We start from the raw sequence: 12,902 nt of genomic DNA on the forward strand, positions 1-12,902 counted from the left end.
CTATGATCCGCGCCCTTTCAATCAACCCACCGGTACGAACTGCATAACCATGAGCAAGCGCGAACCCATCTACAAGGTGATTTTCCTCAACCAGGGCCAGGTGTACGAGATGTACGCCAAACAGATTTTTCAAAGCGATCTGTGGGGCTTTCTGGAAGTGGAGGAGTTCGTCTTCGGCGAGCGCACCCAGGTGGTCGTCGACCCCAGCGAGGAAAAGCTCAAGGCGCAGTTCGACGGTGTGGTGCGCAGCTTTATCCCCATGCACGCGATCATCCGCATCGACGAAGTCGAACGCCTGGGCACGCCAAAGATCAGTGAGGCCAAGGGCGGCGGCAATATCATGCCATTCCCCATGCCGATGCCGGATAAGTAAGACTCGTAGGGTGCGCCATGCGCACCACGCTCAAGGCAACGGCGAGAAGGGTGACAGGCCGTCGCTGGCCTGCAGCTCCTGCAGGTAATTGCGGAAGATCTGCCCGAGCACCTGGCTGGCGATTTCCAGCTCTTCACGCGGCATCTGCGCCGACACCAGATCGGCACTGTCCATGGCCTCGTCGGAGCCATTGACCGCGGCCATCTTCAGCACGATATACGCCTGCACATTGCTGGCTGGCACGCCTTCACCGTTGAAGAACATCATGCCCAGGCGGTACTGCGCCGGTGCGTGGCCCTGCAGCGAGGCGCGTTCGAACCAGGTCAGCGCACGCTCCAGGTCGCGTGGCGCGCGTTTGCCGTCGTAGTAAAACTCCCCGAGTTCGTATTCGGCTTGCAGGTCGCCGTTCTGCGCGGCCTGCTCACAGGCGGTGAGGGCGTCGGCAAGGCCTTGCTCGTCGGTGTTCAGCGAGCAGCTGCCGGTTGACGGGATCAGCAGGGAGTTGCCGCCCGCGAACGCGAGCAGCGGCAGAAGGAGCAACAGGCAGCCCAGTGAGAGGGTGCGGCCGGTGCAATTCATGAAAATCCATTTACCTCGACAAGCAGAACGGGCCATGGCCCGGCCGACGAGACGCGTCGACTGCGCCATTATGAAATAAGCAGCGCCGTTCTTACAAAGTCTTTACCGGGTTTTCTGTTCGACGGTTGCCCGGCAGGCTCAGCAGCAGCCAGGCCAGTAGTGGATAAGCGGGGATCAACAGGCCGTGTAGCAGGTCGATACGCCGGATCGAGCCGATCAAACCGTCACCATTTGCGGCATAGGCAGCCAACAGGAACAGCCCGACCGCGCCGCCGGCCAGGGCCAGCGGCAGGCGCTGGGGCCACTGCAGGGCGCCGGCATACAACACCAGCAGCAGGCTGGCCAAACTCAGCAGCAGACGGTAGTCGTCGAGCTGGTTGAGCTGGCGGAACAGCTCGAAGAACGCGCACAGGCCGAGAATCACCCGGCCCCAGTTCGGTCGGCTCCAGGTCCAGCGGCGACCCAGGGTCAGCGCCACAACGCCGAGCAGCGGCAGGGCGAGAAACGTCGTGGCCTGCTCCAGCCAGAGCGTGGCGGCGCGCCAGTCCGGGTCGTTGCCGGGTTGCATGGCGGCCACGGCAGCCGCAGCCGCAGGCGCGGCAAACCCCAGCAGCGCGCAGAACAGTGCCGGTTGATCGCCCTCGGCGTAGCGCGGGCGGGCGCGACCGATGGCGATTGCACAGCCCACGCAGGCCAGGGCCAGCAGCAGGTTGACCAGCATGCCGCCGGGCATCAGGCGTGTTTCAGGGCAGCGAACGCGCGCTCGGCGGCGTCCAGGGTCAGCGCCAGCTCGGTCTCGCCGTGGGCGATGGAGGTGAAACCGGCCTCGAAAGCGCTCGGCGCCAGGTACACGCCGCCGGCGAGCATCAGGTGGAAGAAGCGCTTGAAACGCTCGGCATCGCTGGCCATCACGTCATCGAAGGTGACGATGTCGTCGGCGCCGCTGAAGTACAGGCCAAACATGCCGCCCGCCTGGGTGGTGACGAACGGGATGCCGGCTGCATCGGCACGTTCCTGCAGGCCTTGGAGCATGCGGCTGGTGTAAGCGGTCAGCTCGGCATGAAAGCCCGGGCGGTCGATCAGGCGCAAAGTGGTCAGGCCGGCGGCCATGGCCAGCGGGTTACCGGAAAGCGTACCGGCCTGGTAGACCGGGCCGAGCGGGGCGATGCAATGCATGATCTCGCGTTTGCCGCCGAAGCAGCCGACCGGCATGCCGCCGCCGATGATCTTGCCGAAGGTGGTCAGGTCCGGGGTGACGCCATACAGCGCCTGGGCGCCGCCCAGGGCCACGCGAAAGCCGGTCATGACTTCATCGAAAATCAGCACGATGCCGTGCTGGTCGCACTGCGCCCGCAACCCTTCGAGGAAGCCCGGCGCTGGGGGCACGCAGTTCATATTGCCGGCCACCGGCTCGACGATGATGCAGGCTACGCTGTTGCCGACTTCGCTGAGCATCTGCTCGACGGCCGCAAGGTCATTGAACGGCAGGGTCAGGGTGTGTTTGGCGAAATCCGCCGGCACCCCGGCAGAACTCGGTACGCCCTGGGTCAGGGCGCCGGAGCCGGCCTTGACCAGCAGGCTGTCGGAGTGACCGTGGTAGCAGCCCTCGAACTTGATGATGTTGTCGCGCCCGGTAAAACCGCGGGCCAGGCGAATGGCGCTCATGGTCGCCTCGGTGCCGGAGCTGACCATGCGCACCATCTCCATCGATGGCACCAGGCGGCAGACCAGCTCGGCCATCTCGGTTTCCATGGCGGTCGGGGCGCCGTAGGACAGGCCGTGCTGCAACTGGTTGCGCACTGCATCAAGCACCGCCGGGTGGCTGTGGCCGAGGATCATCGGGCCCCAGGAGCCGACGTAATCGACATAACGCTTGTCGTCCTCATCGGTGACATAAGCGCCTTCGGCATGCTTGAAGAACAGCGGGGTGCCGCCGACGCTCTTGAACGCGCGCACCGGCGAGTTGACGCCGCCGGGGATGTGCTTCTGGGCATTGGCGAAAAGGGTTTCAGAACGGGACATGAAGGGCCTCGCGGAATCGGGTGGTGGGGCGGTATAGGCCCCAGTGACAGAAGACTCAGGCAAACAGGTCGCTGAAGGCGCGGGCACGCTGCTCGACTTCGGCGGCCGAGGCGGCGCCGAACAGGCCGTGGACCACGGCGACCATGCTGGCGCCACGGGCGATCAGGGCCGGGGCGTTTTCCAGGGTGATGCCGCCAATGGCCACGATCGGCAGGTTCAGGCTGCTGCGGGCGCTGTCCAGCAACTCGGCCGTGGCCAATGTCGCGCCTGGCTTGGTGTTGGAATCGAAGAAGCGGCCGAAGGCCACGTAACTGGCGCCTTCGCGCACGGCCTGCTCAGCCAGCGGCAGCTGGGCGTGGCAGGTCGCGCCGATGATTGCCTGGCGCCCCAGTAAGGCACGGGCCACGGCCAGCGAGCCGTCGCCCTGGCCGAGGTGCAGGCCAACGCCCAGGCGGGCTGCGAGTTCGGCATCATCGTTGATGATCAAGGCCGCGCCATAGCGGTTGCACAGCTCGCGCAAGGCTTCGGCCTCGCGCAAGCGGCGCGCTTCGTCAGCGGACTTGTCACGGTATTGCAGCAGCCGCACGCCGCCTTTGAGCGCCGCTTCGACATAGGGCAGCAAGCGCCCGTTGGCCAGCAGCTGGCGGTCGGTGATGGCATAAAGCCCGCGCAGTTTCATCGAGCTGGCTCCAGAGGATGGTTGTGCATCAGCAGAAATCCAGGGGCAGGCGGCGCGGCACGAACTGGCCGTGGCCCGGCTGTTCGGCATCGCGCAGGGTGCGCCAGGTGTAGTCCAGGGCGGTTTTCACCGCGCTGACCAGCTCTTCGCCAATCGCCAGGCGCCCGGCCAGGGTGCTGGCCAGGGTACAGCCGGAGCCGTGGTAGCTGCCCGGCAGACGCTGGCAGGTAAAGGTATGGCGGCTGCCGTCGCGGCTGTACAGGCGGTTGTGTACTTCGTGTTCGTCGCCGTGGCCACCGGTGATCAGCAGGTGCTGGATATGCGGCAGCAGTTTTTCGGCGCACTGGTCGGGCGTGCCCTCGGGCAGTTCGGCGAGGATGCGCGCTTCGGGCAGGTTGGGTGTGGCGATGGTCGATACGGCGAACAGCTGCTCGCGCATGGCATAGCCCACTTCATCCTTCCCTAAGGCGCCGCCGCCGCCAGCCCGCAGCACCGGGTCGCAGACCAGGGGCACGCCTGGCAGGCGCTGCATGATCAGCAGCACGGTCTCGACCATTTCCACCGAGCCGAGCATGCCCAGTTTGACGGCGGCGACCGGCAGATCGTCGATGATGGCGTTGGCCTGGGCCAGCACCCATTCACGATCGAGGACGCGAAAGTCGTGCACGTTGACGGTGTCCTGCACGGTCAGGGCAGTCACGGCCGGGGCGGCGTGGCAGCTCTGGGCGAGCAGGGCTTCGATGTCGGCTTGCAGCCCGGCACCCCCACTGGGGTCATGACCAGACAGACAGAGCACTACGGGGCGGGAGGTGGGCGTTTTCATGGGGCGCGAGCTTAGGGTCTGTTGCGGTTTCAGTGCAAGCCGCGTTGTCATGCTCAGCGCTTGGCGTGTGTGCTGGCATTGTCACGGAATGTGCCGCAATACAGGCGCGGCCCGCGTGCGACTAATGTCCCTGGCGGATGCGCGTATGACCATGCCGATATGTGACGAAAAGGCGCACTGCGGTGCGCTGTTCACGGACTGAGTCGTTACTGGCAAGGTGCCTGCACGCCACGTTTTCAGGGGCCGGCTGTGCTAGAGTCAGCGCCATTCAAAACAACCAGGCGAGCGAGGCTGCGTCAGCATGTGAGAGGTGGGGCTCTCCGGCGCAGTTCGACGTCGTCTCTGTGGGGCTGCATGCGCTTCGTCCTGACTTTTTTGCTGGCCGTTTGGCCAGTATTCGCCACGGCCGTGGCGTTCGATGAAACCACTCGATCATTGCCCTTGGGGCAGGCCATGTATGTCTTTGAGGACGTGCGCGGCGATGCGAGCATCGAAGACATCACCTCCACAGCCTTGCAGGCGAGCTTCCGCCAACACGACACGTCCGTGCTCAACGCCGGGTATTCCCGTTCGGTGTTCTGGCTGCGCCTGGACCTCGAATACCGGCCGGGTTCCTCGGCAGGGCCGCGGCCCTGGTTGCTGGAACTGGCTTATCCGCCGCTCGATCACCTGGAGCTCTATGTCGCCGATGGTCGGGGCGGCTTCGAGCTCGCCCAGCGCACCGGCGATGCCCTGCCTTTTGCCAGCCGGCAGATCCGCCAGAACAACTATCTGTTCGAGCTCGACCTGCCGCCCGGGCAGGCGCAGCGTGTCTACCTGCGCCTGCAGAGCCAGGGCTCGATCCAGGCACCGCTGACCCTGTGGGCGCCGAATGCCTATCTTGAGGATCAGCCCGCGCGTATCTATGTGCTGGGTATCATCTACGGCGTGCTGTTGGTGATGCTGATCTACAACCTGTTCATTTACCTGAGCGTGCGCGACACCAGCTACCTGTATTACATCCTCTATATCGCCTCGTTCGGGCTCTACCAGGTCTCGGTCAATGGTGCGGGCATCGAGTACTTCTGGCCGAACAGCCCCTGGTGGGCCAATGCCGCCACGCCATTTTTGATCGGTTCGGCCGCGCTGTTCGGCTGTCAGTTCGCCCGCAGTTTTCTGCATACCGCCGAGCACAGCCCCTGGGTCGACCGCACCTTGCTGGTGATGATGGCCTGCGGTGCTGGGGTCATGTTGCTGGCATTGACCGCCAGTTATGCCGTGGCGTTGCGCCTGGCCACCTACCTGGCGCTGCTGTTCACCGTGGTGGTCTTCGTGGCCGGCATGCTGGCCTGGCTGCGCGGCATGCGCGTGGCGCGCTACTTCATCATCGCCTGGAGCACCTTTTTAGTCGGTGGGGCGATCAACACCCTGATGGTGCTGGGTTACCTGCCCAATGTGTTTTTGACCATGTACGCCAGCCAGATCGGCTCGGCGCTCGAGGTTGGCCTGTTGTCGCTGGCTTTGGCGGACCGTATCAACGCGATGAAGGAAGAGCGTGCACGGATTCTCGAGGAGGCCGGGCGCAAGCTTGAGGCGCTGAACCAGGAGCTGGCCGACAGCAACCGCCTCAAGGACGAGTTTCTCGCCACCGTCACCCATGAATTGCGCACGCCCATGAACGGCGTGATCGGCTCTTTGGAGTTGATGCAGACCGTCGATCTTGATGCCGAACTGGCGCAGTACCAGCGAACCGCGGCCGGGTCGGCCCGCGACATGATGCGCATGGTCAACGACATCCTCACGCTCACGGAGCTGCAGGCCGGCAAGCTCTACCCGCGGCGCGAGCCGTTCAGCCTGCGTGGCCTGCTCGACAGCCTGCGCGGGCAGTACGCGCCGCGCGCCGAGGCCAAGGGCCTGCAGTTTGTCGTGGAGCTGGACGAGCAATTGCCTGACACCCTCGAAGGCGATGCCGGCAAGCTGGGGCAGGCGCTGGGCTGCCTGCTCGACAACGCCATCAAGTTTACCGCCACGGGGCACGTCGGGATTCGAGTGATACGGGTTGGCGCGGCGGCCGACAGCCTGCCGCTGAGCCTGCAGGTGTTCGACAGCGGGATTGGCTTCGAGGCGCCACCCACTGGCGAGCTGTACCAGCGTTTCCGCCAGCTCGACGGCTCCATGACCCGTGAATACGGTGGCCTCGGCATTGGCCTGGCCATCTGTCGGCGCCTGGTCGACCTGCTGGGTGGTGACCTTGAGCATGAGTCGCAGCCCGGGCGCGGCAGTCGTTTCGATATTCAGGTGCCGCTGGCCCTGCCGGCGCATGTATCACGCCAGGCGGTGCCCGTTACGCGCGCGGCAGGGCCGGTCTACCGTCAGCCCGAGCAGTGCACGGTGCTGGTCGTCGAAGACAACGCCATCAATCAGTTGGTGATCCGCGGCATGCTGCTCAAGCTCGGTTATCGCGTGCGCACGGCGGATAATGGCGCGCAGGCGCTCGAGCTGTTGCGCAGGGAGCTGGTCGATGCGGTGCTGCTGGATTGCCAGATGCCGATCATGGATGGCTTTGCCACCTGCCGTGCCTTACGCCACTTGCCGGGTTGCGAGACCTTGCCGGTGCTGGCGATTACCGCCCACAGCCACAGTGGCGATCGCGAGCGCTGCCTGGCCGCAGGGATGAGCGACTACCTGGCCAAGCCGGTCAAATTCGAGACCCTGCGATTGCTTCTGCACGAATGGGTGCTGTGCCGCGAGCCTGGCCAATAAACCGGGCTGATTTGGCGCAAATACCCCTGTTGGTAAGTGCTGAATCCTGATTCACTGCTTGCATGCAATGAACCGGGATTCAGACTATGGCTTACCGCTCAACTCCCTTGCGGATCGACCGCGACCATGCCCTGCGTGAGCGCATCCTCGAGTGTGCGCTTTCGCGTGTCGCAGACGGCGGCTTCGCCGCCCTGACCATGCAGGCATTGGCCGAGGATGTTGGCATCGCTACCGGTAGCCTGTACCGGCACTTTCGCAGCAAGGGTGAGCTGGCCGCCGATGTCTTCGCCAGCGCCAGCCAGCGCGAAGTCGATGCACTGGGCGCCGCGCTGCGTGGCCCCGGCGACCCGGCACAACGCCTGGCGGCGGGTGTTCATCAGTTCGCCGCCAGGGCCTGGCACAGCCGGCGTCTGGCATTTGCCCTGATCGCCGAACCGGTCGACCCGGAGGTCGATGAGCAGCGCCTGCTGTACCGCGAGGCCTATGCCGAGCTGTTTAGCGAACTGCTCGAAGAGGGCCGCAAGGCAGGCGTCTTCCAGCTCCACTCGCCCAGCCTGATCGCCGCCTGCCTGGTGGGCGCGATTGCCGAAGCCCTGGTCGGCCCGCTGTCGCCGCCAGCCCGCGCCGCCCGTGAAGCCGGTTATCCCGCCCCAGCCCTGGACGATGTCAGTCAGGGCCTGGTGCTGTTCTGCCTGCGCGCCGTTGGCGTCAAGGAGCTCGTGTGATGAGCCTGAGCCTGCATGCCGAAACCCACGAGGTGTTCAACCAGGTACCGCCACTGGATGGCGCTAACCTGTACCGCATTGACCTGCCCTTGCAGGAGTGGACCCAGCGCTTCGGCGGTGGCTGGGCACAGGCGCGCATCGATGCCTATGGCGCTCTGGCCGGCGGCGAATTGATGGCTGCGGGCTTTCTGGCCAATGAGCACAAGCCGGTGTTCCACAGCCATGACCGCTATGGGCGGCGCATCGACCTGGTCGAGTTTCACCCGGCCTATCACCAGTTGATGAGTACGGCGATCAAGCATGGCTTGCCATCGCTGCCCTGGACCGACCCGCGTGCCGGCGCCCAGGTGGCCCGCGCGGCCATGAGCTACCTGCACAGCCAGGCCGACGCCGGTAGCGGCTGCCCGTTGACCATGACCTATGCCAGCGTGCCGGCGCTCAAACTGCAGGGGGACGTGGCCGAGAAGTGGCTGCCGAAAATCCTTTCGACCCAGTACGACCCGCGCAACCTGCCGATCGAGCAGAAGACCGGCGCGACCATCGGCATGGCCATGACCGAAAAGCAGGGCGGCACCGATGTACGCGCCAACACCACACACGCCTACCCGCTCGGCCTCGGCGGCGCCGGGCAGGCCTATGAGCTGGTAGGGCACAAATGGTTCTGCTCGGCGCCCATGTGCGACGCCTTTCTCACCCTGGCCTACACGAAAAAGGGCCTGAGCTGCTTCCTGCTGCCGCGCCACCGTCCGGACGGCACGCGCAATGCGTTCTATATTCAGCGACTGAAGAACAAACTGGGCAATCAGTCCAACGCCTCCAGCGAAGTCGAATACCGCGGCGCCCTGGCCTGGATGGTCGGCGAGGAGGGGCGAGGTGTGCCGACCATTATCGAAATGGTCGCCTTGACCCGCTTTGATTGCATGGTTGGTTCCAGCGCCCTGATGCGCCAGGCCCTGACCCAGGCCGCGCACCACTGCGCGCACCGCCAGGTGGGCGGCCGCGTGCTCAGCGAACAGCCGCTGATGCAGAACGTGCTGGCCGACCTGGCTCTGGAAAGCGAGGCGGCGCTAGCCTTGACCTTGCGTATGGGGCAGGCCCTGGATAATCCGCATGACGAGCAGCAGGCCAAGTTCGCCCGCCTGATCACCGCCGTCGGCAAATACTGGATCTGCAAACGCGCCCCCGCGATGATCAACGAAGCCGCCGAATGCATGGGCGGCGCCGGCTATGTTGAAGACAGTATCCTGCCACGGCTGTACCGCGAGGCGCCGGTCAACTCGACCTGGGAAGGCTCGGGCAACGTGCAATGCCTCGATGTGCTGCGCGCCCTGTCGAAGGAACCGGGTGTGCTTGATGCGCTGTTTAGCGAGCTCGGCGATGGCCACGGTGACCGCCACCTGGCAGCGCATATCCAGCGCCTGCAGGCGGGCTTTCGCGACACCGCCGACATCCAGTATCGCGCCCGCCAACTGACCGAAGACATCGCCCTGGCCCTGAAGGCCAAGCTGCTGCTTGAGGCCGGCAACGCCACTGTCTCCGATGCCTTTATCACCAGCCGGTTGGGCAACGGCGGCCGCGTCTACGGCACCCTGCCTAGAGGCGTGGATGTCGAAGCGCTGATCGCCAGGAGTACGCCGCATTTGCTTTGAGGTGGGCATACAGTCAGGCCGATCGGCGCAGTAGCCGATGCGCCTCTCGACGCCATTGCCGCTTCGCGCAGGCCGCAAAAATGGATTATCCGGGCCGGTTTTGCTCGTGCAGGTTATACAGTTGCTCGGCAGCTCAATCGCCTTTTCCCCGGCTCGCGCTATCCGATCTTTAACAAGGAAAACTTGGTAGATTTTTAACGCCCGCTTTTTTTCTTTTGGGAACAGTCGGTTACGCTAAGTGTGTTCCCCGCGCCAGCGGGATAGCCGTAGGGTGCGCCGTGCGCACCAGGGCAGGCGCAGCCTACTCATGCCGCTCGCCCCAGGCCCCCATGCAACATTTAATTGGGGCACAGCCTTTCTGTTTGCTGTTTATGGTATCGAAAGTTAATACCATGAAGAGTGCTCCACAGGCATTTGTCTGGAGGCGGCTTGAGAATATCGGGGGACTTCCCCTATCGACGGTATTTCAGCCCGGCTGCTGACGGTGTGGCAGTGGCAATAAATGGGAGCGTGACGGTCCGTGTTGTACCAGCAGGGAGTGAATAAGGGGTTGCCCAAATAGTTGTCAGGGATATTATGTAGGTACGTGGCTACATGTGGAGGCCCTATGCAAACCATACTCACCAGCCGTGAATTCAATCAGGATGCCAGCGGCGCCAAACGCGCCGCCAATGAAGGGCCGGTATTCATTACCGATCGCGGCCGGCCGGCCCATGTGTTGCTCAGTATTGAGGAATATCAGCGCCTGACTGCCGGCCCCGGCAGTATCATCGACCTGCTGGCCATGCCGATTGTCGAGGACATCGAGTTCGAGGCGCCGCGTGCGCAGGGGCTGTCACGTCCGGTGGATCTGGCCTGATGTTCGTGCTCGACACCAATGTGGTGTCCGAACTGCGCAAAGCGAAAAGCGCTAAGGCCGATCCACATCTGGTGGCCTGGGCGCAGCGTCTGCTGCCCGGCCAGCTGTTCATTTCCGCGATTACCGTGCTGGAGCTGGAAACCGGCGTGCTGCTGGTGGAGCGCCGCGACCCGCAGCAAGGTGCCATGCTGCGGGCCTGGCTTGATGGTCATGTGCTACCGGGTTTTGCCGGCCGGATTCTACCCGTGGACACTGCCGTGGCGCAGTGCTGCGCCCGTATGCATGTACCCGACCCGCGCGCCGAACGCGACGCGCTGATCGCGGCGACGGCACTGGTACACGGCATGACCGTCGCCACCCGCAATACCGCCGATTTCGCCTCGACTGGCGTGGCGCTGCTCAATCCATGGGCGTTTGGCGGTTGAGTGGCAGGAGGGCGCACGCTCTGTCCAGCAGTCAGGCATGTGCCTCGCGATCCAGCACGTCCGCCACCCATTGATTGATACTTTTGTTTGCCAGCTCAGCTTTCACTGCGACCGACGCATGAAGCGCGGGCTCCAGGCGCAGGCTGAGTTTTCCAGAGTAGGGTTTCTGTGGCGGACGCCCTAGTTTGGCGCAGGTTTCGAGGTAGTCGTCGACAGCTTCTTCAAAGGCCATACGAAGTTCTTTTACCGACTCACCGTGGAAACCCACTACATCGCGAATACCTGCGATATGGCCAATGAAGAGACCATCTTCATCGCTGTATTCGATACGAGCGGCATAACCTTTGTAATTCATTGCGTTCATGGGGTGACTCCTGCTTGCTCAAGGAAGGCCCGGGCATCACGAACCTGGTAGGGCTTGGCCTCCTTGTCGGGGTGGGGGCGGTGAAAGGCGCCGATCACGCCGTTTAGCTCAAAGCGCACTCGGGAGCCATTACCCTCGATAGTTCTGGCGCCAGCCGCTAGAAAAAGAGACTCAATGCGAGCCCACTCCAGCGAACTGGGTGCTGGCTTGGCAAAGATGGCTTGCAGAGTGTTTTTCTGTTTGCTGTTCATGGTATCGAAATTTAATACCATGGTGAGTGCGCTACAAGCATTTGCTTGGGGGCGGGCTTGAGAAGCCGGGATGACTTCCCTCTATCCGCACCCGCGGGGTAAACCACCGCACCGATTTCCCTGCGCAGCGACGCACTCTCAACTCTGTGATTGCCAGTCTCTTATTGTGATGGCACTTTGGTTTGACTTGCTCTGTCACTTGATTCGCACCGTGGGTCGCCTGCCTGGTTGGGCTGCATGACTTCGGCAAGGCCATTCCCGGCTTTCAGGACAAGTGGCACGAAGGGCGGCAGGCCGATGAGGCGCTGGGACTGACCTTTCCCGCTCGCGCCATGGGCGTAACCGATCATGCCTGCGCCAGTGCACTGCTGCTCTGGGAGCTCCTACCAGGTAAGGGCATCGGCCATCTGCTGTGAATCCGCCAAGTCTTGCAGGCCATCAGCGCCCACCATGGCTACAACTTCAATCAAAGCGAATTCAATCGTGCCAAACCGGCGTTCGAGCCACCGGTCTGGAGCGATGCGCGTCCAGGCCAGCCTCACGACGTGCTGCTGTCCATCTTGCGGCGCATTTCAGCACGCCATGCTTCTGCTTCCGCTTCAACCTCTTCGCTGCCGAGCGGCTCGCCGGCCTTGGCCGAATCCAACCCAATCTGCACCTGGCGGCGCAGCCAGGCATCGTGCTCGGCAGCCTCTTGCTGTTGCCGGACGAAATCACGCATGAAGTCGCGCAGCAACTGGGCGCCGGTGCGGTCACGGGCTTTGGCTGCCTGGACAAATTCGCTTTTCAGTGTGTCGTCTACGCGAAAGGTAAAGGTGGCTTCACTCATGGTTGAGCACCTCGATGTGTTAGAGGGTAAGTGCATCGTAGCGCGGTCATTGAGGGAAGCGTGATCATGGATGGGCGGTATTGACGAGGCAGCTTTACTGACCTGGCTCATTCCATGGTGGCACTTTGTCTGCTTTACTGGCCCCTGCCTGATTATGTTGGGAATGTCCGACGTAAGCGCCATGGATGGAATGTGCCAAATGAACGAACTCGCGGACCCTGACTATTGTAGTGGTCTAATTTCCCCGGACACCTCGATAGGTGGAAAATACATCTATCGAGGAGTTTGCCCATGTCCCAAAAACGCAGAACATTCGATGACAGCTACAAGCTGGAAATCGTGAAGATGATTAAGGATCAAGGCCTTACCGTTGCACAGGTTTGCCGAGATCAGAGTATCGGTGAAACCGCCGTACGGCGCTGGGTACAGCAGTATGAGTCCGAGCAATTAGGGCAGGCCGGAATCGGCAAGCCGCTGACGGCTGAGCAGCAGCGCATTCGGCAGTTAGAACAAGAAAACCGGCAACTCAAGATGGATAACGACATCTTAAAAAAGGCTACCGCCTTCTTTGCCCGCGAACTG

Annotated in this window: 15 protein-coding genes and 1 pseudogene; 8 read left to right on the plus strand and 8 right to left on the minus strand. The window is 63.2% G+C overall.

The features are described from left to right. The first annotated feature begins 49 nt into the window (after window positions 1-49). Window positions 50-373: a DUF1820 family protein gene (locus BMW49_RS22480; RefSeq protein ID WP_069521143.1), complete on the plus strand. Its 324-nt coding sequence runs from the start codon at window positions 50-52 to the stop codon at window positions 371-373. A gap of 30 nt (window positions 374-403) precedes the next feature. Here BMW49_RS22480 and BMW49_RS22485 read toward each other — a convergent pair whose 3' ends face one another. From BMW49_RS22485 to BMW49_RS22505, 5 genes are all read right to left on the minus strand, one after another. Continuing rightward, complete coding sequence (locus tag BMW49_RS22485) at window positions 404-952, minus strand: tetratricopeptide repeat protein (RefSeq protein WP_069521141.1); 549 nt, start codon at window positions 950-952, stop codon at window positions 404-406. 91 nt (window positions 953-1,043) lie between these two features. Continuing rightward, window positions 1,044-1,685, minus strand: a complete 642-nt coding sequence (locus BMW49_RS22490) for a hypothetical protein (protein WP_069521139.1) — start codon at window positions 1,683-1,685, stop codon at window positions 1,044-1,046. Beyond that, window positions 1,685-2,974, minus strand: coding sequence for a glutamate-1-semialdehyde 2,1-aminomutase (hemL, locus tag BMW49_RS22495; protein ID WP_069521137.1), 1,290 nt, complete (start codon window positions 2,972-2,974; stop codon window positions 1,685-1,687). Before hemL ends, BMW49_RS22490 begins: the two co-directional genes overlap by 1 nt. 55 nt (window positions 2,975-3,029) lie before the next feature. After that, window positions 3,030-3,653 carry a thiamine phosphate synthase gene (gene thiE, locus BMW49_RS22500; RefSeq protein ID WP_069521135.1) on the minus strand — a complete coding sequence of 208 codons (624 nt, stop codon included), beginning with the start codon at window positions 3,651-3,653 and terminating at the stop codon, window positions 3,030-3,032. Window positions 3,654-3,681: 28 nt separating this feature from the next. After that, window positions 3,682-4,476 carry a hydroxymethylpyrimidine/phosphomethylpyrimidine kinase gene (locus tag BMW49_RS22505; RefSeq protein WP_069521133.1) on the minus strand — a complete coding sequence of 265 codons (795 nt, stop codon included), beginning with the start codon at window positions 4,474-4,476 and terminating at the stop codon, window positions 3,682-3,684. Between the two features lie 354 nt (window positions 4,477-4,830). On the opposite strand from BMW49_RS22505, the gene BMW49_RS22510 reads away from it, so the two are divergent. The 5 genes from BMW49_RS22510 (at window position 4,831) to BMW49_RS22530 (ending at window position 10,876) form a co-directional block, all read left to right on the plus strand. Beyond that, window positions 4,831-7,218, plus strand: a complete 2,388-nt coding sequence (locus BMW49_RS22510; RefSeq protein WP_069521131.1) for a hybrid sensor histidine kinase/response regulator — start codon at window positions 4,831-4,833, stop codon at window positions 7,216-7,218. 86 nt (window positions 7,219-7,304) lie between these two features. Then, the gene (locus BMW49_RS22515) at window positions 7,305-7,943 is read left to right on the plus strand and encodes a TetR/AcrR family transcriptional regulator (protein WP_069521129.1); all 639 of its coding nucleotides are present in this window, start codon (window positions 7,305-7,307) and stop codon (window positions 7,941-7,943) included. Next, window positions 7,943-9,592, plus strand: a complete 1,650-nt coding sequence (locus BMW49_RS22520; RefSeq protein ID WP_069521127.1) for an acyl-CoA dehydrogenase family protein — start codon at window positions 7,943-7,945, stop codon at window positions 9,590-9,592. Before BMW49_RS22515 ends, BMW49_RS22520 begins: the two co-directional genes overlap by 1 nt. 607 nt (window positions 9,593-10,199) lie before the next feature. Continuing rightward, window positions 10,200-10,451 (plus strand): type II toxin-antitoxin system Phd/YefM family antitoxin, encoded by a 252-nt coding sequence (locus tag BMW49_RS22525; protein WP_069521125.1) that lies wholly within the window; start codon window positions 10,200-10,202, stop codon window positions 10,449-10,451. Next, on the plus strand, window positions 10,451-10,876 hold the full coding sequence (locus BMW49_RS22530; protein ID WP_170829066.1) for a type II toxin-antitoxin system VapC family toxin: 426 nt from the start codon (window positions 10,451-10,453) through the stop codon (window positions 10,874-10,876). The genes BMW49_RS22525 and BMW49_RS22530 overlap by 1 nt, the downstream gene beginning before the upstream one ends. 31 nt (window positions 10,877-10,907) lie before the next feature. Here BMW49_RS22530 and BMW49_RS22535 read toward each other — a convergent pair whose 3' ends face one another. Beyond that, a complete protein-coding gene (locus tag BMW49_RS22535; protein WP_069521121.1) occupies window positions 10,908-11,240 on the minus strand; it encodes a type II toxin-antitoxin system HicB family antitoxin in 333 nt (110 codons plus the stop codon). Further along, window positions 11,237-11,491: a type II toxin-antitoxin system HicA family toxin gene (locus BMW49_RS22540; RefSeq protein ID WP_069521221.1), complete on the minus strand. Its 255-nt coding sequence runs from the start codon at window positions 11,489-11,491 to the stop codon at window positions 11,237-11,239. Before BMW49_RS22540 ends, BMW49_RS22535 begins: the two co-directional genes overlap by 4 nt. Window positions 11,492-11,745: 254 nt before the next feature. On the opposite strand from BMW49_RS22540, the gene BMW49_RS25235 reads away from it, so the two are divergent. Next, window positions 11,746-11,907 (plus strand): hypothetical protein, encoded by a 162-nt coding sequence (locus BMW49_RS25235; RefSeq protein WP_244168397.1) that lies wholly within the window; start codon window positions 11,746-11,748, stop codon window positions 11,905-11,907. Between the two features lie 122 nt (window positions 11,908-12,029). On the opposite strand, the gene BMW49_RS22550 is transcribed toward BMW49_RS25235, so the two are convergent. Beyond that, entirely contained in the window at window positions 12,030-12,320 is a 291-nt protein-coding gene (locus tag BMW49_RS22550; protein WP_069521119.1) for a CopG family ribbon-helix-helix protein, read from the minus strand. 291 nt (window positions 12,321-12,611) lie between these two features. On the opposite strand from BMW49_RS22550, the pseudogene BMW49_RS22555 reads away from it, so the two are divergent. Next, window positions 12,612-12,902: pseudogene (locus BMW49_RS22555) on the plus strand (transposase); the annotation flags it as partial.

The sequence above is a fragment of the Pseudomonas cuatrocienegasensis genome, from assembly GCF_900110925.1.
In the GTDB taxonomy this organism is placed as follows: Bacteria; Pseudomonadota; Gammaproteobacteria; order Pseudomonadales; family Pseudomonadaceae; genus Aquipseudomonas; species Aquipseudomonas cuatrocienegasensis.

Bases quoted from the DNA above. Each gene is read 5' to 3' on its own strand.
- BMW49_RS22480 (WP_069521143.1), top strand. From the start codon at position 50: ATGAGCAAGCGCGAACCCATCTACAAGGTGATTTTCCTCAACCAGGGC.
- BMW49_RS22485 (WP_069521141.1), bottom strand. From the start codon at position 952: ATGAATTGCACCGGCCGCACCCTCTCACTGGGCTGCCTGTTGCTCCTT.
- BMW49_RS22490 (WP_069521139.1), bottom strand. From the start codon at position 1,685: ATGCCCGGCGGCATGCTGGTCAACCTGCTGCTGGCCCTGGCCTGCGTG.
- hemL (WP_069521137.1), bottom strand. From the start codon at position 2,974: ATGTCCCGTTCTGAAACCCTTTTCGCCAATGCCCAGAAGCACATCCCC.
- thiE (WP_069521135.1), bottom strand. From the start codon at position 3,653: ATGAAACTGCGCGGGCTTTATGCCATCACCGACCGCCAGCTGCTGGCC.
- BMW49_RS22505 (WP_069521133.1), bottom strand. From the start codon at position 4,476: ATGAAAACGCCCACCTCCCGCCCCGTAGTGCTCTGTCTGTCTGGTCAT.
- BMW49_RS22510 (WP_069521131.1), top strand. From the start codon at position 4,831: ATGCGCTTCGTCCTGACTTTTTTGCTGGCCGTTTGGCCAGTATTCGCC.
- BMW49_RS22515 (WP_069521129.1), top strand. From the start codon at position 7,305: ATGGCTTACCGCTCAACTCCCTTGCGGATCGACCGCGACCATGCCCTG.
- BMW49_RS22520 (WP_069521127.1), top strand. From the start codon at position 7,943: ATGAGCCTGAGCCTGCATGCCGAAACCCACGAGGTGTTCAACCAGGTA.
- BMW49_RS22525 (WP_069521125.1), top strand. From the start codon at position 10,200: ATGCAAACCATACTCACCAGCCGTGAATTCAATCAGGATGCCAGCGGC.
- BMW49_RS22530 (WP_170829066.1), top strand. From the start codon at position 10,451: ATGTTCGTGCTCGACACCAATGTGGTGTCCGAACTGCGCAAAGCGAAA.
- BMW49_RS22535 (WP_069521121.1), bottom strand. From the start codon at position 11,240: ATGAACGCAATGAATTACAAAGGTTATGCCGCTCGTATCGAATACAGC.
- BMW49_RS22540 (WP_069521221.1), bottom strand. From the start codon at position 11,491: ATGAACAGCAAACAGAAAAACACTCTGCAAGCCATCTTTGCCAAGCCA.
- BMW49_RS22550 (WP_069521119.1), bottom strand. From the start codon at position 12,320: ATGAGTGAAGCCACCTTTACCTTTCGCGTAGACGACACACTGAAAAGC.